The organism is Micromonospora sp. WMMC415 (assembly GCF_009707425.1).
GTDB lineage: Bacteria > Actinomycetota > Actinomycetes > Mycobacteriales > Micromonosporaceae > Micromonospora.
Genome location: NZ_CP046104.1, coordinates 3,794,582 through 3,818,858, shown reverse-complemented (window position 1 = coordinate 3,818,858; position 24,277 = coordinate 3,794,582). Strand labels below are relative to the sequence as shown.

The window sequence follows — 24,277 nt, the reverse complement described above, 5'->3', positions numbered from 1 at the left end:
TCGGCGAGTCGTGAGCCCCGACGACCCCGGGAGGCTGCCGTGAGCGCACCCGCCATCCGCACCGAACGCCTGACCAAGCGGTACGGCCCCCTGGCCGCCCTCGACGGCCTGGACCTGACCGTTTCCGCCGGCGAGGTCTTCGGCTTCCTCGGCCCGAACGGCGCCGGGAAGTCCACCACCATTCGGCTGCTGCTCGGGCTGGCCCGGCCGACCTCCGGTCGGGCCTGGATCTTCGACGTCGACGCCGCCGACGTCGCCGCCGCGCACCAGCGGCTCGCGTACGTGCCGGCCGACGTGGCGCTCTGGCCGCGCCTGACCGGAGCGGAGGTGCTGGAGCTGCTCGGTGCCGTCGGCCCGGGCGTCGACCGGGCCTACCGGAGTGAGCTGGTGGAGCGGTTCGCGCTCGACCTGTCGAAGCCGGCCGGCACCTACTCGACCGGCAACCGCCAGAAGGTCGCGCTTGTCGCCGCGTTCGCCACCCGCGCCCCGCTGCTGGTCCTCGACGAGCCCACCAGCGGGTTGGACCCGCTGATGGAGCGCGAGTTCCGGCGGGCGGTGGCCGACGCCCGCGCTGACGGGCGGACGGTGTTTCTCTGCTCCCACCAGCTCGCCGAGGTGGAGGCGGTCTGCGACCGGGTGGGGATCCTCCGCGCCGGGCGCCTGGTGGACGTGGCGGCGGTGCCGGACCTCCGGGCCCTGCACCGCACCGAGGTCCAGGTCCGGTTCGCCGGCCCGGTCCCGGATCTCACGGACGTTCCGGGCGTGCAGGCGGTGGAGGGCACCGGCGAGGGGGCCGTGCGGTTCACCCTGAGCGGGCCGCCGGGTCCGGCGCTGCGGCAGATCGCGGCGGCCGAGGTCAGCGCGGTGAGCATGCGGGAACCCTCCCTGGAGGAGATCTTCCTCGACTACTACGGGGAGGACCGGTGACCACCGTGGCGGCGCGGGCCGTCACCAGTTTGGCGGCGCGCCAGGTCCGGCGCGGCGCGCTGGTCGTCCTCGCCGTCACGGCCGGCATGTCCGCCCTGGTCGCCGCCACGTACGAGAGCACCATGGGCACCGAGGCCGATGCGGCGGCGCTGGCCGCCCTGGCGGAGAACCCGGCGATCCGCACCCTGTTCGGCGAGCCCGTGGCGCTGAATACCCCCGGCGGCTTCGCCGTCTGGCGCACCGGCACGGTGCTCGCTGTCCTGCTGTCGGTGTGGGGGCTGCTCGCCGCCACCCGGATCACCCGGGGCGAGGAGGAGTCCGGCCGGTGGGGTCTCCTGCTCGCCGGGCGGCTGGCCCTGCCGACCGTGCTGCGCCGGCACCTGCTCGTCCTGGCCGTGGTGATGGTGGCCGTCGGCGCGGCCGTCACCGGCGCGCTCACCGCCGTCGGCACCCCGGCCTCCGGGGCCGTACTGCACGGCGCCGGTCTCGCCCTGGCCGGGATGTTCGCGGTCGCGCTGGCCGCTCTCGCCGCCCAGGTGTTCCCCACCCGGGCGGGGGCGACCGGTGCCACGGTGGCGGTGCTCGGCGTCGGGCTGCTGGCGCGGATGGTGGGTGACGGGGTGGAGGCGCTGGCCTGGTTGCGGTGGCTGTCGCCGTTCGGGCTGCTGGCGCTGACCCGGCCGTATCTGGACGACCGGGCGTTGCCGCTGGTGGTGCTGGGTGCCGCCGCGGTCGCGGTCGCGGCGGCGGCGGTGCTCGTCGCCGGGCGCCGGGACGTCGGCGGCGGGCTGCTGACCGGCGCCACCGGGCGGGCGCCGCGGCTGCGCCTGCTCCGCTCGGTGCCGGCGTTCGCCCTGCGCCGGTCGCTACGCCCGCTCGCCGGTTGGGCGGCCGGTGTGGGCGCGTACTTCCTGCTGATCGGTGTGGTCGCGACGTCGATGACGCGGTTCCTCAGCGACAATCCGCGCTTCGCCGATCTGGCCGCCCAGGCCGGCTTCTCCGGGTTGGGCAGCGTCCGCGGATACGCGGCCACCCTGTTCGCACTGCTCGCCGTGCCGGTCGGCACCTTCGCCGCGGTCCGCCTGGCCGCCTTCGCCACGGCGGAGGTGGAGCGGCGGTTGACCCCCCTGTACGCCCTCCCGGTCACCCGGCTGCGGGTGCTGGGTGCCGAGGTGGCCACCGTCCTGGCCGGGTCGGTGGTGCTCCTCGCCGTCGCGGCGGCGACCACCTGGGCCGGGGCGGCGGTCGTCGACGCGGACCTGCCGCCGGGGGCGGCGCTGGCCGGCACGCTGAACGTCCTGCCGGTCGTGCTGCTGTGCCTGGGCGCCGCGGTGCTGGCCGTCGGGTGGGCTCCCCGGGCGGTGGCCGCCCTCGGCGCCCTGCCCGCCGCCGGCGGTTTCCTGCTCCAGGTCGTCGCGGACAGCGTCGGCGGACCCGCGTGGGTGGCTGACCTGTCGCCGTTCGCGCATCTCGCGGCCGTTCCCGCCACCGGGCCGAACTGGCCGGCGGCGCTCACGATGGCCGGCCTGGCGCTGGTCGCCGCCGGCGTGGGCGCCGCCGGCCTCCGGCGGCGGGACCTGCGTGGCTGAGCCGGGCGGCACCCCGCCGGCGGGGCCCGGCCCGGCCCCGCCGGTCGATCCGGCGGGCAGCGGGGCGAGGTGGGTACGCAGGAACCGCAGCGCGGCCACGTCGTCGTCGACGCCGCCCGCCTCGTGGCCGTTGTACCGCCACACCGACAGCTCGCTGGGGCCGCGCCAGGCGTTGACGGCGGCGAAGACCGTCGACGGCGGCACGATGTCGTCCATCAGCGCGACGGAGAAGCGGGCCGGCAGCCGGCAGCGCCGGGCGAAGTTCACCCCGTCGACGTAGGCGAGGGTGGCGAGCACCCGGTCCTCGGCGTCGCGGTGGACCGCCAGGTAGTCGCGGATCTCCCGGTACGGGTAGGCGTCGGTGCTGACCACGGCGTGCGGGATGTCGCAGAGGAACGGCACCCCGGGCCACGACCGCCCGCACCCCCGGCGCCAGGGCGGCGGCGGCCAGCGCCAGCCCGCGGGCAGCCGGAGCCGGAGCCAGGCCCGCACGGGCTGGCCCGCGTACCCGGCGAAGGTCACGTCGTACACCTCGACGGTCGTCAGCCCGGTCGCCACCGGCTCGGCCCGGACCGGCCATCCGGCCAGCCGGGCCGCGCCGATGGTGTCGGCCCAGAAGAGGTCGAAGTCCTCCGGGTCGGTGACGGCGCCACGGTGGGCCCGCAGCCGCTCCTCCGGGACGTCGGTGTACACGCCGGTCAACCGGCCGCCGGGGCGGGCGTCACCGTGAAGCCGGGGTGCAGGGCACGGCGGTGGTCGACGTGCCGGGCCGGGCCGTGCAGGCTGACGGCCGCGACCAGCCGCGGGTCGGTGCTGGACGCCGCGAGCCGCAGCTCGAGCGCGCCCGGCTCGACGACACGGCGCCCGTCACGCCCGGTGAACGCGAACAGGTCGGCCGGCACGGTGACCTCGACCCGGCACGCCGCGCCGGGTTCGAGGGGGATCCGGCGGTAGCCGACCAGTCGCTGCACGGGCTGCACGACGGACGCCACCGGGTCGTGGGCGTAGACCTGCACGACCTCGCTCCCCGCGCGGTCGCCGGTGTTGGCCAAGGTGAAGTGCAGCCGCAGCTCGCCGTCGGTGGCCGCCGCCGGCACGTCCACCACCAGGTCGGTCCAGGCGAAGGTGGTGTACGTCAGGCCGTGACCGAAGCCGTACGCCGGCGTCGGGTCGACGTTGGACACCCCGTTCGCCTGCCCCAGCCGGGGGCTCAGGTAGGTGGACGGCTGCGCGCCCGGCCGGCGCGGCACGCTCACCGGCAGCCGCCCGGACGGGTCGACCCGGCCACTGAGGACACCGGCGATCGCCGGGGTGCCCTCCTCGCCGGGGAAGAACGACTGCACGACCGCGGCGGCCTCGTCGACGGCGCGACCCAGCGCGTACGGGCGGCCGGCCAGCAGTGTCACCACCACCGGCGTGCCGGTGTCGAGGAGCGCGTCGAGCAGCCGCTGCTGCGCCCCGGGCAGGGCCAGCGACTCCGCGTCGCAGCCCTCGCCGCTGGTGCCGCGGCCGAACAGCCCGGCCCGGTCGCCGAGGGCCGCGATCACCACGTCGGCGTCGCGGGCCGCCGCGACCGCGGCCGGCACCCCGGTGACGTCGTCGCCGTCGACCGCGACCCCGGTCACGGTGACCAGCTCGCTGTCCGGGAACTCGCGGCGCAGAGCCTCCGCCAGGGTGGGCAGGTCGATGCCGAGCGGCACCTCCGGGTGGTGCGCCCCGACGTGGGCGGGGAACGAGTAGCAGCCGAGCACGGCGGTGCGCTGCCGCGCCTGCGGGCCGACCAGCGCGAGGCGCGCCGGCCGGTGCAGCGGCAGGGTGCCGTCGTTCGCGAGCAGGACGACGGCCCGCTCGGCGACCTCGCGGGCGAGGGCCCGGTTGGCCGGCGGGTCGAGGTCGAGGCGGCCCCGCAGGGCGTCCGGGTCGGCGAGATCGGTCCCGGCCAGGGCCGGCGGCACCGGGCTCCAGTCGGGGTCGAGGAGACCGAGCTGCGCCTTCTGCCGCAGCACCCGGCGTACCGCGCGGTCGACCAGGGCCTCCGGCACCCGGCCGGCGTCGAGCGCCTCCCGCAGGGGCGCGCCGAACGTGCGGACCGTGGGCAGCTCGACGTCCACGCCGGCGGCGAGGGCCGCCGCGGCGGCCTCGTCCCAGCTGCCGGCCACACCCTGCGTGGTGCGCAGGAAGGCGATGCCGAAGTAGTCGGCCACCACCGTGCCGTCGAAGCCCCACGTTTCCCGTAGCAGCCCGGTCAGCAGCGCCTCGTCGGCCGTCGACGGCACGCCGTCGGTGTCGGTGTACGCGGCCATCACCGACCGGACGCCGCTCTCCCGGATCGCCATCTCGAACGGCGGGAGCATCACGTCGGCGCGCTCGCGGATGCCCATCCCCACCGGGGCGTGGTTGCGGCCGCCCCGGGATGCGGAGTAGCCCACGAAGTGCTTGAGGGTGGCCACCACCCCGGCCGACTCGAGGCCCTGCACGTACGCGGTGCCGATGGTGCCGACCAGGTACGGGTCCTCGCCGATGGTCTCCTCCACCCGGCCCCAGCGGGCGTCGCGCACCACGTCGAGGACCGGTGCGAGGCCCTGGTGCACGCCGACCCGGCGCAGGTCGGCGCCGATCGTGGTGGCCATCCGGCGGATCAGGTCGGGGTCGAAGGTGGCCCCCCAGGACAGCGGCACCGGGTACGCGGTCGCGCCCCACGCGGCGAAGCCGGCGAGGCACTCCTCGTGGGCCACCGCCGGGATGCCGAAGCGGTTGGCGGCCACGATCCGTTGCTGCGTGCGCAGCAGCGACAGCGCGCCGAGCGCCGGGTCGACCGGCGCGGTGCCGAACGGGCGGGTGAGCTGGCCGAGCCCCACGTCCAGCAGGCCGTCGAGGTCGACCGGTTCCTCCATCTCGTGCTGGTGGGGGGCGACCTCGCCGCCGTCGGCGGACGCGCCGACCCACACGCCGTACAGCTGGGCGAGCTTCTCCGGCAGGGTCATCGCGGCGACCAGCGCGTCGACGCGGGTGTCGATGTCGAGGGCGGGGTCGGCCCAGGTGGCGGCGCCGGATTCGATGTCCAGGGTCACGTGGCGGTCACTTTCCCCCCACGCCCATCAGGCCCTGGATGAGGGCCCGGCGGGCGGTCAGGTACACGAGCAGGACCGGCACCATGGACAGCACCACCGCGGCCATCAGCCCGGGGATGTCGATGCCGTACTGCGTCTGGAAGTTGTACAGACCAAGGGTGATGACCTTGGTCGAGTCGGACTGGGTGAGCACGAGCGGGAAGAGGAAGCCGTTCCACGCCTGGAGGGCGGAGAAGACGGCGATGGTGGAGATGCCGCCCCGGGACAGGGGCAGCACCAGGCGCAGGAAGACCCGGGTCGGCGTCGCGCCGTCGATGGCCATCGCCTCGTACAGGTCCGGGGTGATGTCCCGCATGGCGCCGCTGAGGATCAGCGCGCAGATCGGCAGGGCGAACGCGGCCGTGGGCAGGATGACGCCGAGCAGGTTGTCGTAGAGGCCGGTCGTGCTGATCAGGTAGAAGATCGGTACGACGACCGCGTGCGCGGGGATCGCCAGGCCGAGCAGGAACAGCCGGAACACGTGCCCGGTGAGGCGGCTGCGGCTGCGCACGATGGCGTACGCGAGCGGCGTGACGAGCAGCAGCACGATCGCCACCACGCTGGCGGTCACCACGATGGTGTTCAGGAAGTAGCGCCCGAAGCCTTGGGCGAACACCCCGGTGTAGTTGTCGAGGGTGAAGGTGTCCGGCAGGGAGATCGGGCCGTTGTCGCCGTAACCCTCGCGGGTCTGCACGGTGATCGACAGCATGACGTAGATCGGCACGCCGACGACGAGCAGCCAGGCGACCGCGCCGATCCCGGCCAGCCAGTTCGGACGGTGCCGCGTCACAGCCCCTCCAAGGTGGAGCGCATCTTGTCGTAGCCGGAGGCCCGGACCATGATCAGCGAGATGACCGTGGCCGACACGACCAGCAGCAGGGCGATGGCGGCGCCGGCGCCGAAGTCGAAGCTGCGGAACGCCTGCTGGTACATGTAGTAGGCGGTGATGGTGGTGTCGGTGCCCGGCCCGCCCTGGGTGAGGATGAGGACGGTCTCGAAGGTGGTCAGCCCGCCGACCACCATGATGACCAACGAGGTGATCATCGCGTTGCGCAGTTGGGGCAGCGTGACGTGCCAGAACTGGTGCCACCGTCCGGCCCCGTCGATCTCGGCCGCCTGGTAGAGCACCGCCGGGATGGTGCGGGCCGCGCCCTGGTAGATCAGCGCGTGGAACGGGATGTACTGCCAGCTGGCCACGAAGACCAGGACGGCGAGCGCACCGGCCCGGCTGCCGAAGAGGTTGCCGTCGCCGAAGAGCCAGCGCGCCTGGCCGGGCACGCCGAAGTTCGGGTCGAGCAGTGCCCGCCACAGCACCGACACGGCGGTGGCGGACAGCAGCAGCGGCAGGAAGAAGATCGCCGACAGCACCGCCCGGTTGCGCTGCCGGCCTGCGGCCCAGACACCGGTGAGCAGGCTGAGCGGGGTCTGCACGGCCACGCCGAGAGCGGTGAGCAGCAGGCTGAGCCAGAGGCTGTCGATCATCACCGGGTCGTCGGCCAACCGCCGCCAGTTGGCGAGGCCCACGTACTCGACGTCGCCGATGCCGGCCCAGCTGGTGAGGGACAGGACGACCACCAGGACGAGCGGGACGAGCGCGAAGAAGGCGAAGAACAGCGTGGCGGGCAGGGCCCAGGCGAAGCCCGGGCGGGCGAGCATCACCCCGCCGCCCGGGCGTCGCACGGCCCGCCGCTCCCCGGTGGTGGCCCGGGGCGCGAGGGTGGTGGCGGCCATCCGTCAGCCGGCCTGGAGCGACTGCATGGCCTTGATGAAGCCGTCGGCGTCCATCCGCCCGTTGGTGTACTGCTGCACCGCCTGGTGGATGGTGGTGGTGGCGGCCGGCGGGTACGCCTGGTCCCAGGAGAGCTGGAACGACGGCGCCTGCTTCACCAACTCGAACTGGAACTTCGAGTACTCCGGGTTCCCCGCGGTGTCGAGGAACTTCTCGGTGTTGACGGTGGTGGGCAGGTTGCCGATGCCGAGCTGCGCCTGGACGAACTCGTCGGAGTACATGAGCTTGAGGAACTCGGCCACGGCCTCCGGGTGCTTGGTCTTCTTCAGCACCGAGTAGAAGTTGTTGGTGTTGCCCGCCACGTTGCGCGGGTCGCCCTTGCCGCCGGGGATGCTGGGGAAGGCGGTCCACCCGAGGTCGTTCTTGGCGAACTCCGGCTTGGAGTCCTGGTGGGTGGAGTACGCCCACGAGCCCATCAGCTCGAAACCGGCCTTGCCGGTGGCCAGCAGGGTCGGCGAGCCCTGGTCGGTCCACTTCACGGAGTCGAAGTTGGTGCCGAAGGCGCCGGCGTCGGTGAGCTGGCGCATCAGGTCGAGGGCCCGGCGGCTCTCGGCGCTCTCCCAGACGCTCTTGTCACCGCCGAGCGCCGAGCGGAACAGCTCGGGGCCGGCCACCCGGTCGTAGAGGTACTGGTACCACATCTGGGTCGGCCACCGGTCGCCGCCGCCGAGCGCGATCGGGGTGATCTTCTTGGCCTTGAGGACGTTGACCGCGTTGAGCAGGTCGTCCCAGGTCTTCGGCGGCGTGAGCCCCGCGTCGGCGAGGACCTTCTTGTTGTGGAAGAGCAGCACCGGCTGCGTGCCCCGCATCGGGATCCCGTACGCCTTGCCGTCGACCACGGCGCTGTCGAACACCGAGGGCAGGAAGTTCTCCTTCAGACCCGGGTCCTTGGCGATCATGTCGTCGAGCGGTAGGAGCAGGTCGGCCTTGACGAACGGCGCGATGCTGCCGCCGCCCCAGTTGAAGAACACGTCCGGCGCCTGGTTGGTGTTGATGATCGTCTGGAGCTTCGTCTGGTAGTCGGCGCCGGGGATGGTGTCCAGGACGGCCTTGACCTTCGAGGTCTTGTTGAACGTCTCGACGATCTGCGTCTCCACCTTGTTGGTGGCGTCGCCGTACACCAGGATGCGGATCTGGTCCGCTTCACCGCCCGCGTCGTCGCCACCGCAGGCGGCCAGCGGCAGTGTCAGGGCGAGGGCGGCGCCGACCGCGACGGCGCGGGCGAGCCGCGATCGTAGTCTCATATCGAGGCCTTTCGTTGGTGGGGGTTGGGGGTGGGCGGACCGAAAGGTGTCCGATAAACTTCCGGAACGTTTCCGTAACTTGCTCGCACGCTAGAACCGCCCCGGCATGTCGTCAACCCCCATCCGTGGGGCAAGATGACCGTGGGACGGGCGAGCCGTTCCGGAGCTGCGGTGATGCCTGGCCGGTCTTCCCGGTCGGTGAAGGAGGCGCGGGTGGACACGGACGAGGGACGCAGGGTGACCATCACCGCGATCGCGCGGGAGGCCGGCGTCTCGGTGCCGACCGTCTCCCGGGTGCTCAACGGACGGTCCGACGTGGCACCGGAGACCCGGGAGCGCGTCGAGGAACTGCTGCGCCATCACGGCTACCGGCGGCCGGGCAACCGCACCGTGCACCGCGCCGGCCTGCTCGACCTGGTCTTCAACGACCTGGACAGCCCCTGGGCCGTGGAGATCATCCGGGGTGTCGAGGACGTCGGGCACGGCGCCGGCGTCGGCACCGTCGTCTCGGCGATCCACCGCCAGCCGGCATCCGCCCGGCAGTGGTTGCAGAACCTGCGGGCCCGGGCCACCGACGGCGTCATCTTCGTGACCTCGCACCTGAGCCCGCCGCTGCACGCGCAACTGCGCCGGCTCAACGTGCCGGTGGTGGTGGTCGACCCGGCCGGTGTTCCGGCCACCGACGTGCCGACGGTCGGCGCGACCAACTGGGCGGGCGGGCTCGCCGCCACCGAGCACCTGCTCTCCCTGGGGCACCGGCGGATCGGCTTCGTCGCCGGCCCGCCGCACCTGCTGTGCAGCCGGGCCCGCCTGGACGGGCACCGCGCCGCGCTGGAGGCGGCCGGGGTGGCGGTGGACGACCGCCTGGTACGGCCCGGGGACTTCTACCACGCCTCCGGATTCGCCGCCGGGACGGCCCTGCTCGACCTCGACGACCCGCCGACGGCGATCTTCGCGGCCAGCGACCAGATGGCGTTCGGGGTGTACGAGGCGATCCGCCGCCGGGGCCGGCGCGTGCCGGACGACGTCAGCGTGGTCGGCTTCGACGACCTGCCCGAGGCCCGGTGGGCGTCGCCGCCGCTGACCACCGTCCGCCAGCCCCTCGTCGAGATGGGGCGGCTGGCGGCGCGGACGGCGCTGCGGCTGGCGCAGGGCGAGACCATCGACTCACCCCGGGTGGAGCTCGCCACCGAGCTCGTCGTCCGGGACAGCTCCGCCCCTCCACCGGGTTCCTGAGCCCTCCCCACCCCGCCGGAACGCTTCCGGTAGAGCGACGGAACTTTCGGCGGTCAGGCGCGGCGCCGGCCCCGGCGGCGTCTCCGGGGTGACCGGGCCGAGCGCACCACCAGCGTCAGCAGGCCGGCCAGCCCGGCCACCGCCGCGACGATCAGCGGCCCCGGCCCGGTCAGCCCCTCGGGGAGCGGATCACCGGCGGCCACCCGACGGGCGGCGTCCCCGGCGGCCGGTGGCGCGGCGGACGCCGCGGCGTCCAGCTCACCCGGCTCGACCAGCCGGCCGACGGCGGCGTCCCGGGGCAGGGCGAAGCCCCAGTCGAGCAGGGCGGCACCCTGCTCCCAGCCCCGGGCGGGTCGGGACTCGGCGCCCAGCACCGTGACGACGAGCCGCCGGCCGTTCCGCTCGGCCGCTCCCACGTACGTGTGGCGGGCCAGGTCGGTGAAGCCCGTCTTGCCGCCGAGGGCGCCCGGGTAGCGGCGGATGAGCGGGTTCTCGTTCTGAATCTGGAAACCCTTCGTGCGGGGCCGGCTCTGCGCGGGGATCTGGTGCGTCCCGGTCAGCGCGTACCGCCGGAAGGTGGGGTCGGCGAAGCAGACCCGGGCGATCAGGGCGAGGTCGTACGCGCTGGTGAACTGCCCCCGCCCGTCCAGTCCGGACGGGGTGACCGCATGCGTCTGCCGGGCGCCCAGGTGGCGGGCGAGTTCGTTCATCGCCCGGACGCCGCCGGCCCGGCCGTCGGCGCCGCCGCCGAGGCGGGCGAGCACGTTCGCCGCCTCGTTCCCGGACTGGAGCAGCAGGCCGAGCCAGACCGTCTCGACCCGGTAGCGCCCGCCGACGACCAGGCCGACCGCCGAGGAGCCCGGTTCGATGTCGAGGTCCTCCCGGGTCACGGTGACGACCTGCTCCGGATCGAGGCGCGGCAGCACGGCGGCGGCCAGCAGCAACTTCTGCACGCTCGCCGGGGTGGCGTGCTCGTGCGGGCCGCAGGCGCCCAGCACCTGTCCCGTGTCCAGGTCGGCGACGAGCCACGACGTCGCGGTCACGCCCGGCGGCCGGGGCGCGCCGGACGGGACGACGAGGCCCTCGGTGGCCAGCGCCGCCCCGCCCACCGCCCGGTCCTCGGCGACCGCCGGGGGCGGCGTCGGGCGGGGCGGACGCGACGGCGCGGGCGCCGGCACGGCCACCCGCGGGCACGGCACATCGGGGGCGACGGCGGTACGCCCCGGCGCGGCCGCGGCCGCCGTGGGGACCGCGACCGGCAGGAGAAGGGTGCTCGCAGCAGCCGCCAGCAGCCGAACTCTCATGTCCTCCGACTCCCTCGTCGACAAGATCACGTCAGACCCTAGTTGACACGGCCGCCGGCCGGGAGGGGTTCAGTCGGGTCACCGATCGGCGTCGACCGGCCGCGCGTCGCGGGTGGCGACGAGGCTCCACCCGATCGACACGGCGAGGGTCACCACGATGACGCCGAGGGTCACCGGGATGGGCAGCTTGCCGACCGGCGTCTCGGAGAGGATCAGCTTCACGCCGGCGAAGGCGAGCAGCACCGCCAGCCCGTAGTGCAGCTTGGTGAACCGGCGCAGCAGCCCGGCGAGGCAGAAGTAGAGGCTGCGCAGGCCCAGCACGGCGAAGGCGTTCGCGGTCCAGACGATGAACGTGCTGGTGGTGATGGCGAGGACGGCGGCGACCGAGTCGATGGCGAAGATGAGGTCGGTCGCCTCGACCGCGATCAGGACGACGAACAGCAGGGTGGCGACACGCCGGCCGTCGACGCGGGTGAAGAACCGCTCGCCGTGGTAGCGGGGATCGGTCGGGATCAGCCGGCGGACCAGCCGCACCACCAGGTTGCGCTCGGGGTGGACCTCCTCGTCGTGGCGGAAGGCCATCTTCCAGCCGGTCCAGACGAGGAACGCGCCGAAGACGTACGCCGTCCAGAAGAACGTCTCCAGCAGTTCGGCGCCGACGAAGATGAACACCAGCCGGAATCCGAGCGCGCCGACCACGCCCCAGAAGAGCACCTTGTGCTGGTACGCGGCCGGGACCGCGAAGTACGTGAAGACGAGCGCGAAGACGAAGACGTTGTCGACCGAGAGCGCCTTCTCGATCAGGTAACCCGCGTAGTAGGCGCCGGCCGCCTCGTCGCCCTGCCACCACCACAGCAGGATGCCGAAGGCGAGGCCGGCCGCGACCCAGACGGCGGACCAGACCGCCGCCTCGCGGAACTCGATGACGTGGTTGTCCCGGTGCAGAAACAGGTCGACCGCGAGCATCAGCGCGATGCCGGCGGTCAGCGCCAGCCAGGCCCACCAAGGAACGGACAGGGACATCCCGACTCCCCTCGACCGGCCGGCGCGGATCGCCGGCGTTCCGGCCGACGGTCTCCCCGGACCGCCGGCGCGGCGGCCCGCGCCGCCGGGGCCGCCAGCCCCGTGGCACGGCACGGAACGGGCGGCGCCGTACTGACGGCGGCGCGTCGGTGTCGGGTACTCCCCATCGAACTACGCGTCATTATTCACGAAACGCAGTTCGCTTGTCTAGCGTCCGGACGGGGCCTCCGCCAACGGGCGCTTCAGGTGGTAGCGGTGCACCTCGGTGCTGCCCTGCACGTTGTTCACGTCCTCGGCCGCGGAGACCAGCTCCCACCCCTCACGCCCGACGCGGTTGAGGTGGGCGATCGCGGTGTCGCCGTACGCCGTGACGTCCCGGCGCGTCCCGTCGGGGGCGTACCAGATGAAGCTGACGTGGAAATTGCGGCCCTGCCCCTGATAGCGGCGGACCAGAAGGGCGTACTCCCAGGTGACCATGGCCATCATTATGAGTGTCCACCGAGGACGGCGGAACGCGGGCGGTAGCGCATTGCCGTGCGGTGAACGCGGTGTGTCAACCGACCGGGACGGAGACGCCCCGGCGGGCCGACTCGTCGGCGACGAGCGCGGCCAACCGGTCCAGGCCGACGTCGATCTCGGCCGGGGTGACGGCGCTGACCGACAGCCGCAGCGCGTGGACCGGCGTGCCGTCGTCGTAGAAGTGCGCCATCGGCGTCCACAGCACCCCGAACTCGCGGGCCGAGCGGTGCAGCAGGGCGTCCTCGACCGGGAACGGCACGGTCACCACCACGAAGAAGCCGCCGGTGGGCACGGTCCACCGCACCGGCGACCCGGCCGGGAAGCGCCGCCCCAGGCCGTCGACCAAATGATGGAGGTTCCGGGTGTACGCGGCCCGCTCCCGGACGGTGGCGGCGACCAGGCTGCACCCGTGCTCCAACAGCGCACCCCCGACCACCGCCTGGGCGATCGGCGAGGTGTTCACCGTGACCATGCTCTTGATCTTGGCGAGCTGGTCGGCGAACAGGCCCACCGTGCCGTCCGCACCGGCCACCCGCTGGTCGGCCACCACGTAGCCCACCCGCGCGCCGGGCAGCACCGTCTTCGCGAACGAGCCCAGGTAGACCACCCGGCGAGCGGTGTCGAGCGCCTTGAGCGTGGGCAGCCGCCGGGCGTCCCCCGCCGGGAAGAGACCGTACGGGTTGTCCTCGACCAGCAGCAGGTCCTCCTCGGCGGCCAGGTCCAGCAACGCGCGCCGCCCGGCCACGCCGATGCTCGTCCCCGAGGGGTTGGCGAAGTCCGGCATCAGGTAGCAGGCGCGCGGGCGCAGCCCCTCGGCCCGGGCGCGCCGCACCTCGGCACGCAGGTCACCCGCGTCCACCCCGGACGGCCCGCCGGCCACCGGGCGCACCGGCAGGTCCAGCAGCCGCGCCGCCCCGGTGAGCCCCACGTACGTCGGTGCGACGGCGAGCACCACGTCGTCCGGGCCGGCGCGCAGGGCCCGCAGCACCAGGAACATCGCCTCCTGGCACCCGACCGTCACGACGAGGGCCTCCGGGTCGACCGTCAGCCCCTCGTCGACGGCGAGGTTGCGGGCGACCAGGTGGTGGACGATCCCCTTGGTCCGCCCGTACTGGAGCAGGGTGCGGTGGACCTGCTCCGGGGTCTGCCCGAGGTCGTCGGCGAGGTGCCGGCGGAAGGTGTCCAGGTGCCGGTGCAGCGCCGCGACGTCGAAGAACTCCTCGTACGGCCGCCCGGCGGCCAGCGACACCGCATCCGGGTAGTGCTGCGCCACCTCGTTGAGGAAGTTCATCGAGTTCAGCGCGGCGTCGTCGAGGGCCGGGTGCAGGTCGGCCACGTGCAGGTCCACGGTCATGCGCACTCCACCGTCGTCGTCCGCAGGTCCCGGGCCTCCGCCGGGTCGGCGCAGCCGGCCAGCGCGAGCGCGTCCCGGAACTCGCCGGCCAGCAGCGACAGCGCGGTCTCGGCGCCGGAGCGGCCCCCGGCGGCGAGCGCCCAGAGCATCGGGCGGCCCACCAGCACGCCGTGCGCGCCGAGGGCGAGCGCGCGCAACACGTCGACGCCGCCCCGGACACCGCTGTCGAGCAGCACCTCGCACCGGCCGGCAACCGCCTCGACCACCCCGGGCAGCGCGGCGGCACTCGCCGGTGCGCCGTCGAGCTGCCGCCCGCCGTGGTTGGAGACCACCACCGCGTCCACGCCGGCCTCCGCCGCGCGGACGGCGTCGCGCGGGTCGAGGACGCCCTTCACCACCAGCGGGACCGGGGTACGCTCGCGCAGCCAGTCCAGGTCGGCCCAGGTCACCGCCGGCGCGAAGACCTCGCCGGTGTGGGCGGCGACGGCGGACACGCCCGGGGTGGCGGCGTGCGCCAGGTCGTCCCGGCCGGCGGGCAGGTTCGCGGCGATGACGTGCGGCGGGATGGCGAACGAGTTGCGCACGTCGCGCAGCCGGCGGCCGAGGATCGGCACGTCCACGGTGAGCACCAGCGCGGCGCAGCCCGCCGCCCGGGCCCGGTCCAGCAGGTCGGTGACGAGCCCCCGGTCGCGCAGCCAGTAGAGCTGGAACCAGACCGTCCCGCCGGCGGCGGCGATCTCCTCGATCGGCGCGCTGCTCAACGTGCTCGCCACGTACGGGACGCCGGCGGCACCGGCCGCGCCGGCGAGCGCGGTCTCCCCGTCGGGGTGCAGCAGCCGCTGGTACGCCATCGGTGCGACCGCCACCGGCAGCGCGTGGGTGGCGCCGAGCAGCCGAGCCTCGGTGCGCGGGGTGGCCACGCCGCGCAGCACGCGGGGCAGCACGCCGACCCGGTCCAGGGCGCGACGGTTCGCCGCGAGCGTGGTCTCGGCACCGCTGCCGCCGTCGACGAAGTCCCACACCTCCGGCGGTAGCACCGCCCGCGCCAGGTCCGCGAAGTCGGCCAGTCCGGCGGGAGCGGGTGGCTCGCCCAGCGGCACGTCCGGCTTCGACAGGGACGTCTCAGACATGGTCGGTCACCGTCCCGACCGGGGCCGCCACCGCCGGTACCGTGAGCCCGAACCGCTCGCGCAGGAACGCGGCGGCCTCGTCCTGGGCGCGCCGGCCGTCGTCGAAGGTGCCGGGCATCGCGAAGAAACCGTGGACCATCCCCGCGTACCGGGTGCGGATCGTCGGCACCCCGGCGTCGCGGAGCCGGTCGGCGTACCGCTCGCCCTCGTCCCGCAGCGGGTCGTGCTCGGCGGTCACCACCAGCGCCGGCGGCAGCCCGCCCAGGTCGTCGGCGAGCAGGGGCGAGGCGAGCGGGTCCCGGGCGTCGGCCGGGTCGGCCAGGTAGTGCGACCGGTACCAGGCGACCGAGCGCCGGTTGAACAGCAGCGGGTCGTCGTCACCGGCCGGCTCCGCGGTCTGGTCGGTGTTCGGGTAGACCAGCAGCTGCGCCGCCAGCCGGGGACCGGTGTCGCGGGCCAGCAGGGTGACCGCGGCGGCGAGGTTCCCGCCCGCGCTGTCCCCGCCGACGGCGAGGCGCTCCGGGTCGGCGCCGAACTCCACCGGGTGCGCGGCGACGAAACGGAGCGCCGCGTGGCAGTCGTGCACGGCCGCCGGGAACGGGGCCTCGGGGGCGAGCCGGTAGCCGACGGTGACCACCTGGCACGGCACGGCGTTGGCCAGCCGCCGGCAGATCCCGTCGGCGGTGTCGACGCTGCCCAGCGTCCACCCGCCGCCGAAGAACCAGAGCAGGGTGGGCAGCGGTCCCGGGCCGGCCGGGCGGTGGATCCGGACCGGCACGTCGCCCGCCGGGCCGGGAACGTGCGTGTCGCGTACCTCGTGCACCGGTTCGACCACGCCGGAGCCGGCGCGGATCGCGGCGAGGTCGGCGGCGCGCGCCTCGGCGAGGGTCTGGGTGTACAGCGGTGGCGTGCCGGCGGCCGCCCGGGCGGCCCGGTACGCCTCGGCCTGGGGATGCAGGCTCACGGTCGCTCCTCTCCCCCGGTGTCGACCAGGAGCTTGTCGATGCCGCGCAGGAACAGGCTGCCGCTGTAGGTCGGTGGCTCCTCGATGCGCAGCCGGGGGAAGCGGGACAGCAGCCGGGGCAGCGCCAGCCGCCCCTCCAGGCGGGACACGGCGGCGCCGAGGCAGTAGTGCGGGCCGATGCCGAACGCCAGCGACGGCGGGCCGGGGCGGCGCGGGTCGAAGCGGTCCGGGTCGGGAAAACGGGCCGGGTCGCGGTTGGCCGCGGCGAGGACGAGCAGGACGTTCTGGTCGCGGGCGATCGGCACGCCGCCGAGTACGGCGTCGCGCGGCGCGGCCCGGGCCAGGAAGTGCACCGGCGCCTCCAGCCGCAGGATCTCGTCGACGGCGCCCGCGGTCAGCTCCGGGTCGCCGGGCAGCGCGGCGGCCACCTCGGGGTGGGCCAGCAGCAGCGGCAGGCCGTTGCTGAACATGTAGACGGTGGTGACGAAGCTGGCGTTGAACAGCACGATCAGGTTGCTGATCAGCTCGTCCTCGGTCAACTCGACACCGCCGGCGTCGACCGCCTCCACGAGCCCGCTGATCAGGTCCTGCCCCGGGCTGCGACGGCGGTGGGCCAGCAGGTCCGCGTAGAAGGCGCGCAGCTCGGCGCCGGCGGTGTTGGCGGCGGCGAGCCGCTGCGGGGTCTTGCCGGCCACGTCCAGGAACTCGTCGATCCGGTCCACCCGCTCCCGGTACCAGGACAGGTCGGCCTCGGGGATGCCGATGAACTCCGCCATCACCCGGGCCGGCAGCGGGTACGCGAAGTCGGCGACGAAGTCGGTCCCGCCGCTCCCGGCGTCGGCCATGCCGTCCAGCAGTTCGTCGGCGACCCGGAGGATCACCGGTTCGAGCGCGCCGAGCCGGCGCGGGGTGAAGGCGCCGGCGAACACGTGCCGCATCCGGCCGTGGTCCGGCGGGTTGACGAACATCATCGACGTCTGGAAGGTCCGCAGGATCTCCTGTTCCTCCCAGCCCGGCGGGGGCTGCTTGTACCACTCCGGGTCCCGCAGGACCGCGTCGACCAGGTCGTAGCCGACCGCCACGGCGGCGATCGCCCGGTGCTCCGGGCGGGGCGGCAGCGCGGTGACCGGCCCCAGCGCGTGCAGCCCGGCGTAGCTCGGATACGGGTCCTGCCGGCCCTCGTCGCTGTAGAGACGGGTCAGCAGCTGCTGGACGTCCACCATGGATGCTCCTCCCCAGGATGCGGTGGTGCGGGCGGCGGGCTCCCCCGCCGCCCGCACCGCATGTCACAGGCCGAGCAGGCGCAACGGCACGGCGTTCGCCATCGCCTGGTTGCCGGCGTCGTTCGGGTGGATGTGGTCCCCCGAGTCGTACGCGGGCAGCAGCCGGCTGGGCTGCGCCGGGTCGCGCAGCACCTGGTCGAAGTCCAGCAGCCCGTCGAACTCGGTGCTGCTTCGCAGGTACGCGTTCACCGCCTGCCGGGTCGCCTCCTTCTCCGGCGTCCACACGCCCGGGTTGCCGTGGCCCTCGTACGGGGTGAGGGTGGCCACCAGGCTGCGCAGGCCGCGCGCCTTCACCTGCTGGTTGATCTGCCGGAGCGAGGCGATGACCGCGTCGGCGGAGTCGCCCGACATCCAGATGTCGTTGATCCCCAGGTGGGTGATCACCGTCCGGGCGTCGGTCTGGGCGAACACGTCCTCGTCGAGCCGGGCCAGCGCGTTCGGCCCCAGCTCGTGGTAGCCGGGGAAGCCGCCGGCGCCCGGCTCCGGGCCCTCGTGGTTGAGCCGGTTGCCGGCGAGGCTGGCGTTCAGCACGCCCGGGGTGCGGACGTCGGGGCGGGCGTCGATGAGCCGGTCGGCGAGCAGGTCCGGCCAGCGCTTGTTGGCGTTGACGGTGCTGCCGTTGCCGTCGGCGATCGAGTCACCGAAGACCACCACCGAGCCGGGGCTGTGCCGGCGTTGCACGTCGATGCCGGACAGGAAGAACCAGCAGCAGTTCGGCCGGATGGTGAAGCCGGCGCCGTCGGCGGCCGACGTGAGGTCGGTGGCGCCGATGAAGTTGGTCTGCCGGGACTGGCCGTGGAAGGTCACCGGGCCGGTCGGGGTCGGGAAGTGGACGGTGAGCACCAGGTCCTGCTGATCCCCGATCGGGAAGGCGATCGGGTCGCTGAGCAGCTCGGCGCCGCGGTTCATGGTCGCCGAGGTGGCGCCGCCGAAGGTCAGCTCGCGCAGCGTCGCGGGGTCGATGTCGGACACGTCGTCGGGGGTGCCGGTGTTCGGACGGGCGATGGTCGCGCGGCCGACCTTGACGGCCTGCTCGCCGTACATGTTGCTGAGCCGGACCCGCAGGACCGGCCCACCGACGGTGGTGTGCACGACCATGCGGACGCTCTGGTTGTTGAGGCCGGTGTTGGTCAGGCCGGTCGCGTTGCCGCGGGTGACCGCGGTCGCCCAACTGGCCGCCCAGGTCGTCCGGCCGCGCTCCGTCCCGGTGGACGACGGACCGGCGCTGGCCACCACGGCGGGGGTGCCCGCCACCAGCAGCGCCGCCGCGGCGGTGACGACATGCCATCTCTTCGGGGTCGACATTGAACCTCCATCGTCGGCAGCCCAGAACCCCGTCCGTCGACGGCGTTCACCTGGGCGATGGTCCGGAACCTAGCCGCCGCCGCTGACGGGCGTCAATCGACCTGATCGACGTGATCAAATGTCCCGCCGGGGCCCGCCGGAGGCCCCTTCGGCTCCTGTCCGTCCTCGCCCGGTCACCCTAGGCTGCGGGTGGCAGCGCGGTCGCCGCAGCCGCGCACGCCGTTTCCGCACCACGCGGCGTGCGAGGATGGGGGTGTCCGGATGACCGACCGACCACAGCCGGGGTACGTGCACCGCGCGCTGGACCTGTTCGCCGGGTACGGCGACCGCGAGGCCCTCGTCGGCGGCGGGCGCCGGCTCACCTACACCGACGTGCACACCGCGGTACGCGGGTTCGCCGCCACGCTGGTCCGGCACGGCGTACGCCCCGGCGACGCGGTGCTCGTGTCGCTCGGCAACCCGGTCGAGGCACCGCTGATCCAACTCGCCCTGCACCTGCTGGGCTGCCGGACCATGTGGGTCGCCCCGGTCACCTCCCGCCGGGAGATCGACGAGTTCGTCCGGCTGGCCCGCCCCGACGCCCTCGTCCACGACCCCCGCGACCCGGCGAACGTGGGCACCGAGCTGGCCGCCGGGCTGGCGGGCGTACCCGTGCTGGGCCTCGGCGCCGACCTGGACCTGACGGCCGGCCCCGACGCGTCCGCGCTTCCCGTCGACGTGCCGGTGCCGGAGTCGTTCCTCCAGACCTCCGGCACCACCGGCACCCCGAAGCTGGTGCACCACCGGGAGAGCTTCTACGCGCAGATCCTCGCCCTCGCCGCGGACTTCCGCGCCGCCGGGTTCCCGCTGCTGCGGCACCTGTCGTACTCGCCGATGTGGCTGGCCAGCGGCCAGATCACGACACTGTTCAACCTGTTCACCGGGGGCGTGCTGTTCCCGCGGGACGGGTGGGACGCGACGGCGTTCGTCCGCACCGTCCCGGCCGAGCGGATCACCTCCACCTTCGTCACCCCGCCGATGCTGTACGAGGTGCTCGACCACCCCGACCTGCCCGGCGCCGACTTCTCGTCGATGTTCATGTTCAACGTGGGCGCCGGGCCCGCCGCCCCCGCCCGGCTGCGGCAGGCGATCGCGCGCTTCGGCCCGGTGCTGCGCATCGTGTACGGCCTCAGCGAGGCGGTCGTCGTCACCGCCCAGCCGGGGCTCACCGAGGACCCGACCCATCCGGAGCGGCTGCGCTCCTGCGGGAAGCCGTACGGCGACGTACGGATCGAGATCCGGGCCGAGGACGGCACGGTGCTGCCCACCGGTGTGGACGGCGAGGTGTGGGTGCACACGGCGCTGCGCTTCGCCGGCTACCACGGGCAGCCCGAGCTGACCGCCGACACGCTGGTCGACGGCTGGGTCCGCACCCGCGACATCGGGCACCTCGACGCCGACGGCTACCTCTACCTGGTCGACCGGCTCCAGGACCGGATCCTCACCCGGCAGCGCAGCTGGCCGATCTACTCCCGGCCGATCGAGGACGCGCTCGCCGCGCACCCCGCCGTCCGCGCCGCCGCGGTGATCGGCGTGCCCGACGAGGTGGCCGGCGAACTGCCGTACGCGTACGTCGTGCCCGCGCCCGGCGCGGCGGTGACCGGCGCCGAGCTGATCGACCTGGTCACCGCGACGCTCAGCGACACCTGGGCGCCGGGTGGCGTGGCGTTCGTCGACGCGCTGCCGCTGAACCGGTCGAACAAGGTGGACAAGCGGGCGCTGCGCGCCCGGTACGCGGCGGACCACCCGTCGGCCGTCGAGCATCCGGAGGCCTCGATCGGCAGCCGCGCGTGACCGCCCGGCGGGAACTGGTCGCCCTGGTCGGCGCCGACCTGCTGTCCAACCTGGGTAGCCGGATCTCGGTCGTCGCCATCCCCTGGCTGGTGCTGGAGACGACCGGCAGCCCGACGAAGATGGGGCTGGTCGCGGCTGCCGAGACGCTGCCGTATCTGCTCTCCAGCGCGCTCGGGCCGCCGCTGGCCGACCGGATCGGGCTGCGCCGCACCTCGATCCTCGCGGACGTGGGCAGCGCCGGCCTGATGGTGGCCGTGGCACTCACCCCCTGGATCGGCTTCGGCGCCCTGGTCGCCCTGGTCGCCGTGGTGGGCACGCTGCGCGGCGTCGGCGACCGGATCAAGCACGTCATGTTCCGCCCGGTCGCCGAGGCCGCCGGTGTGAAGCTGATCCGGCTGACCTCGGTCTACGACGGGCTGGGCCGGGTGGTCACCCTGCTCGGGGCCGGCCTGGGCGGGCTGCTCATCTGGTGGTTCGGGGTGACCTGGGCGATCCTCATCGACGCGGCGAGCTTCGCCGTCTGCGCGCTGATCGTGGCGGCGCTGGTCCGCCCGCCGGCACCGGCCGGCGCCCCGGCCACCGCCACCCAGGGCTACCTACGGGCGCTCGGCGGCGGCTTCCGCTACCTCGGGCGGGACCACACGCTGCTCGGCATGCTGCTGGTGATCTCGGCACTCAACATGGTGGTGAACGCGAGCATCGCCGTGTACATCCCGCTGTGGGTGGCCGACGTGCTGGGCACCCCGGCCGGGCTGGGGCTGGTGCTCGGGGCGTTCTCGGCCGGCGCGCTGCTGGGGAACCTCCTGTTCACCGCGCTCGGCCCCCGGCTGCGCCGCGACCTGACGTTCGCGGTCGGTGCGGCCGTCAGCGGCCCACCCCGGCTGCTGGTGCTGGCGCTCAGCGACGACCTGTCGGTGGTGCTCGCCGTGACGTTCGTGTCCGGCATCGGCATCGCCGTGGTCAACCCGCTGCTCGGGGTGGCGCTGTACGAGCGGCCCCCGGCCGACCTGCAGACCCGGGTGATCGGGCTGGCCGGTTCGCTGGCGTTCGCCGGGCTGCCGCTGGGCGCTCTGCTCGGCGGCTGGTCGGTCACCGCCCTGGGCCTCGGGCCGGCGCTGGTGGCGGCGGCGCTGTTCACGCTCGTCGTCACGGCCGTGCCCCTGGCGACCGCGCTCCGCCCGCAACCTCGCCCCGCGCCTGCCGAGGTGTGAGGAGTCGGCCACCCGCGTCCAGTTACGCCAGTCCCCCTGGCGGTGTCTTGTGGCCAACACCGCGAACGAGAGAGGGACAGCATGACGGAGAACATCAAGGTGCGGCGCGGCGGTGCACTCTTCGTGCAGAAGGCGAGGGGTTATCGGCCGCGTGTGGATGGGCGGCTGCTAGCGGTTACCTCGGCGCGCAGGGCCGCCGTAAAGATGGACACGGTTGTCGACATCGCAGTCCGGTTCGCCGCTCAGAAACCGGTCGTGTGCAACATCGCCGTTGCTCACATGGAGCACCCAGTCCTCGTAGTACCAGCTGGGGTCGCACGCGCAGTCGGTGAACCGGAACCGGAAGTTGGCTCTATACCTGCCGACCTGCCCGTGCGTGAGGGTGAACAGCTGAGTCGACACTCCCGTCCGGGGAAACGCCGCCCCGCCGGGCAGGCGCTCGACGGTTACCGCCGAGCCGTCGAAGGTGAGCCACAGAGTGAGGCTGCGGGCGATGCTCACGCCGCCGGCCAGTACGTCGGCGCGTCGTGCGTAGCTGGCGGCCTCATCAGCCAGGACGTCATGGACCACAACATCGCCTGTTGGCAACGGCGCAGGAAGTATCAACGGGCGGTTGAGTCCTCGACGGGCGTCGGCCTGTGGCGCACCGCGCCCAGTCGCGCTCCATCGCACGCGCACCCGCTGGATGACGATCACGCCCAGACCATGGCTCACGGGCTGCACGTCGCGCCAGCCGATATCCGCTTATGCGGCGATCCGATCGTTACAGATCGTTACGGTGGCAGGCGCCGCTGGCGCACGATCATGCCGATGACAGGGTGTCCTGGCGCGCGTACGTTGACGCCATGGCGACCCACTGGACCCTGGGGTGCGATGCCGACGATCCCCAGCGGATCGCTGCTTTCTGGGCGCTTGCTCTCGGCTATGTCAGGGAACCTGGTTTCGATGAGCCTGACAACGCGTCCATCGTCGACCCAGATGGCAGGGGGCCCGCCATTGGTTTCCTGAAGGTGCCTGAGCTTGATCTTTAACCTGTGCGCTGTTTACGTGCGGTGATGCTCAGGTCACGCTTGACGGTTTTACCGACGTCGTGGCGGGGTGCTGGTCTACGGTTTCGTGATCCGTACGGGCGTCCAGGACCTGGTCTGCCGGGTTTCGGCGCACTTGCGGGCAGGGTGGTCTTCGGGCGCAAGTTCCGAAACCCCCGACGGACCCGGGCGGGAGTGAGCCGGTCAGGTGCCGTTGGCCGCTCCCACGGTCGACGCAGGTCCGCGACGAGGGGTCGCGCGAGGCGTAGCTGAGTGTAGGCGGCGATGATCAGCCAGGTCCACCGGTCAGCGGCTTCGGTGGTGCGGATCTTCGGCCGAGTCCATCCCAGGGTCTGTTTGAACAGTCGAAACGTGTGCTCGAGGTCGAATCTGCGGAGGAAGGCCTGCCACCAGTGGTCGACATCGGCGGTGGTGGCGTTGGTGGCGGAGCACCACAGCCACACCGGTTTGGGGTCACGCTCGCCGGGCAGGTGCTCGACCTGTAGCCGGATCAGGGTGCCGGTGATGATCGGCAGGTCACCGTCGTGGTCGATCCAGCAGGTGCGGCGGGTCAGCCTGGGGTGCAGCTGGTCCCAGCTGTCGGCTTGCGCGGTGCCGTAGCGGCTGGTCGGGGTGAGGGTGGTGTGTTGCGGCGCGGGCCAGGTGGCCGGGTCGTTGCAGGCGAACTCGGCGCCGTGTTTGCGGGGACGGCCGATGGCACCCGGCTGCCTGCTCGGCTTGGGAAACCGGAGGACCCGGTCCGAGCGGATCCGGCCGACCAGGAGCACGGGCAGGTCGGACAGCACCCAGGCCAGCCGGGCGGTGTCGTAGCCGGTGTCACAGACGATCAGGATGTCGGGGTCGCCGGGGCGCCAGTGCCCGGCACGGATCAGCCGGTCGATCAGCTGCCGGAGCTGGTCGGCGGTGACCGCGGTGGCGTCGTCGGCCGGGCCCAGCCGCACCGCGTCGAGTACCTGTGTCCACGACGTGCGGCCTGGTTCCAAGGCGGCGACGAACGAGTACGGCCAGCCGGGGATCATCTGGGCGGAGCCTTTGCCGCGGCCGTAGGTGTGGCAGAACAACCGATCCGGGCTGGTGGCCGCGTCCGGGCGCAGCCAGTTGCTGACGTCAACGGCGAGCATGATCCGCCCGTCCGTGGCGCGGGGCAGCGCCAACCCTGCGAGGGTCACCCGCAGCCGGGCGACATCGATCCCGCCGGCGCCCAAAGCGTCGTACAGGGCGCCGTGACCACGGCGGTGCTCGGCGGCCAACGACAGGTCGACCAGGCTGGTCACCGGCCCTCCCGAGCACAGCAGCGCGTCGGTGAGCTCGAACAACGCGTCCGCCCGACGTGGCAGACACCGGTAGAAGTCCCGACGAAACCCGGCCAACCTCGCTGCTGGATCCTCGGCCGACCCGACCGCCGAC

At 73.6% G+C, this 24,277-nt stretch carries 20 protein-coding genes and 1 pseudogene; 6 read left to right on the top strand and 15 right to left on the bottom strand.

What is annotated here, in order from left to right:
- The first annotated feature begins 39 nt into the window (after positions 1-39).
- Positions 40-927: an ABC transporter ATP-binding protein gene (locus GKC29_RS17965; protein ID WP_230688682.1), complete on the top strand. Its 888-nt coding sequence runs from the start codon at positions 40-42 to the stop codon at positions 925-927.
- Positions 924-2,516: a polyketide antibiotic transporter gene (locus GKC29_RS17960; RefSeq protein ID WP_155331928.1), complete on the top strand. Its 1,593-nt coding sequence runs from the start codon at positions 924-926 to the stop codon at positions 2,514-2,516. The genes GKC29_RS17965 and GKC29_RS17960 overlap by 4 nt, the downstream gene beginning before the upstream one ends.
- Before the next feature lie 135 nt (positions 2,517-2,651).
- Here the strand turns inward: GKC29_RS17960 and GKC29_RS17955 are convergent.
- The 5 genes and pseudogenes from GKC29_RS17955 to GKC29_RS17935 all read right to left on the bottom strand — a co-directional run.
- Positions 2,652-3,209 (bottom strand): annotated as a pseudogene (locus GKC29_RS17955) (acetylxylan esterase); the annotation flags it as partial.
- Between the two features lie 5 nt (positions 3,210-3,214).
- Positions 3,215-5,587, bottom strand: a complete 2,373-nt coding sequence (locus GKC29_RS17950) for a beta-glucosidase (protein WP_230688681.1) — start codon at positions 5,585-5,587, stop codon at positions 3,215-3,217.
- A 7-nt stretch (positions 5,588-5,594) separates the two neighbouring features.
- Positions 5,595-6,416: a carbohydrate ABC transporter permease gene (locus tag GKC29_RS17945; protein ID WP_230688680.1), complete on the bottom strand. Its 822-nt coding sequence runs from the start codon at positions 6,414-6,416 to the stop codon at positions 5,595-5,597.
- Complete coding sequence (locus tag GKC29_RS17940) at positions 6,413-7,357, bottom strand: carbohydrate ABC transporter permease (protein WP_155331927.1); 945 nt, start codon at positions 7,355-7,357, stop codon at positions 6,413-6,415. The genes GKC29_RS17945 and GKC29_RS17940 overlap by 4 nt, the downstream gene beginning before the upstream one ends.
- 3 nt (positions 7,358-7,360) lie before the next feature.
- The gene (locus GKC29_RS17935; RefSeq protein WP_155331926.1) at positions 7,361-8,659 is read right to left on the bottom strand and encodes an ABC transporter substrate-binding protein; all 1,299 of its coding nucleotides are present in this window, start codon (positions 8,657-8,659) and stop codon (positions 7,361-7,363) included.
- Positions 8,660-8,833: 174 nt separating this feature from the next.
- Here GKC29_RS17935 and GKC29_RS17930 point away from each other — a divergent pair, with 174 nt between their 5' ends.
- Positions 8,834-9,895 (top strand): LacI family DNA-binding transcriptional regulator, encoded by a 1,062-nt coding sequence (locus GKC29_RS17930; RefSeq protein WP_370463263.1) that lies wholly within the window; start codon positions 8,834-8,836, stop codon positions 9,893-9,895.
- Between the two features lie 53 nt (positions 9,896-9,948).
- Here GKC29_RS17930 and GKC29_RS17925 read toward each other — a convergent pair whose 3' ends face one another.
- The 8 genes from GKC29_RS17925 to GKC29_RS17890 all read right to left on the bottom strand — a co-directional run bounded on the left by GKC29_RS17925 (position 9,949) and on the right by GKC29_RS17890 (position 18,777).
- On the bottom strand, positions 9,949-11,199 hold the full coding sequence (locus tag GKC29_RS17925; protein ID WP_155331924.1) for a D-alanyl-D-alanine carboxypeptidase family protein: 1,251 nt from the start codon (positions 11,197-11,199) through the stop codon (positions 9,949-9,951).
- 78 nt (positions 11,200-11,277) lie between these two features.
- A complete protein-coding gene (locus GKC29_RS17920; protein WP_155334209.1) occupies positions 11,278-12,216 on the bottom strand; it encodes a TerC family protein in 939 nt (312 codons plus the stop codon).
- A 213-nt stretch (positions 12,217-12,429) separates the two neighbouring features.
- Positions 12,430-12,708, bottom strand: a complete 279-nt coding sequence (locus tag GKC29_RS17915; protein WP_155331923.1) for a hypothetical protein — start codon at positions 12,706-12,708, stop codon at positions 12,430-12,432.
- A 67-nt stretch (positions 12,709-12,775) separates the two neighbouring features.
- Positions 12,776-14,149: a PLP-dependent aminotransferase family protein gene (locus GKC29_RS17910; RefSeq protein WP_155334208.1), complete on the bottom strand. Its 1,374-nt coding sequence runs from the start codon at positions 14,147-14,149 to the stop codon at positions 12,776-12,778.
- Positions 14,092-15,225, bottom strand: coding sequence for an alpha-hydroxy acid oxidase (locus GKC29_RS17905; protein WP_155331922.1), 1,134 nt, complete (start codon positions 15,223-15,225; stop codon positions 14,092-14,094). Before GKC29_RS17905 ends, GKC29_RS17910 begins: the two co-directional genes overlap by 58 nt.
- Positions 15,218-16,189, bottom strand: a complete 972-nt coding sequence (locus GKC29_RS17900; protein ID WP_155331921.1) for an alpha/beta hydrolase — start codon at positions 16,187-16,189, stop codon at positions 15,218-15,220. Before GKC29_RS17900 ends, GKC29_RS17905 begins: the two co-directional genes overlap by 8 nt.
- On the bottom strand, positions 16,186-17,412 hold the full coding sequence (locus GKC29_RS17895; RefSeq protein WP_155331920.1) for a cytochrome P450: 1,227 nt from the start codon (positions 17,410-17,412) through the stop codon (positions 16,186-16,188). Before GKC29_RS17895 ends, GKC29_RS17900 begins: the two co-directional genes overlap by 4 nt.
- A 63-nt stretch (positions 17,413-17,475) precedes the next feature.
- Positions 17,476-18,777 carry an SGNH/GDSL hydrolase family protein gene (locus GKC29_RS17890; protein ID WP_155331919.1) on the bottom strand — a complete coding sequence of 434 codons (1,302 nt, stop codon included), beginning with the start codon at positions 18,775-18,777 and terminating at the stop codon, positions 17,476-17,478.
- A 261-nt stretch (positions 18,778-19,038) separates the two neighbouring features.
- On the opposite strand from GKC29_RS17890, the gene GKC29_RS17885 reads away from it, so the two are divergent.
- Positions 19,039-20,610 (top strand): class I adenylate-forming enzyme family protein, encoded by a 1,572-nt coding sequence (locus GKC29_RS17885; RefSeq protein ID WP_155331918.1) that lies wholly within the window; start codon positions 19,039-19,041, stop codon positions 20,608-20,610.
- Entirely contained in the window at positions 20,607-21,821 is a 1,215-nt protein-coding gene (locus GKC29_RS17880; RefSeq protein WP_155331917.1) for an MFS transporter, read from the top strand. The genes GKC29_RS17885 and GKC29_RS17880 overlap by 4 nt, the downstream gene beginning before the upstream one ends.
- Positions 21,822-21,989: 168 nt before the next feature.
- On the opposite strand, the gene GKC29_RS17875 is transcribed toward GKC29_RS17880, so the two are convergent.
- Positions 21,990-22,517, bottom strand: a complete 528-nt coding sequence (locus GKC29_RS17875; RefSeq protein WP_230688679.1) for a hypothetical protein — start codon at positions 22,515-22,517, stop codon at positions 21,990-21,992.
- A gap of 149 nt (positions 22,518-22,666) precedes the next feature.
- Here GKC29_RS17875 and GKC29_RS17870 point away from each other — a divergent pair, with 149 nt between their 5' ends.
- Positions 22,667-22,852, top strand: a complete 186-nt coding sequence (locus GKC29_RS17870; RefSeq protein WP_155331916.1) for a VOC family protein — start codon at positions 22,667-22,669, stop codon at positions 22,850-22,852.
- Here GKC29_RS17870 and GKC29_RS17865 read toward each other — a convergent pair.
- The gene (locus GKC29_RS17865) at positions 22,849-24,240 is read right to left on the bottom strand and encodes an NF041680 family putative transposase (protein WP_155334206.1); all 1,392 of its coding nucleotides are present in this window, start codon (positions 24,238-24,240) and stop codon (positions 22,849-22,851) included. The genes GKC29_RS17870 and GKC29_RS17865 overlap by 4 nt on opposite strands.
- Positions 24,241-24,277 lie beyond the last annotated feature (37 nt).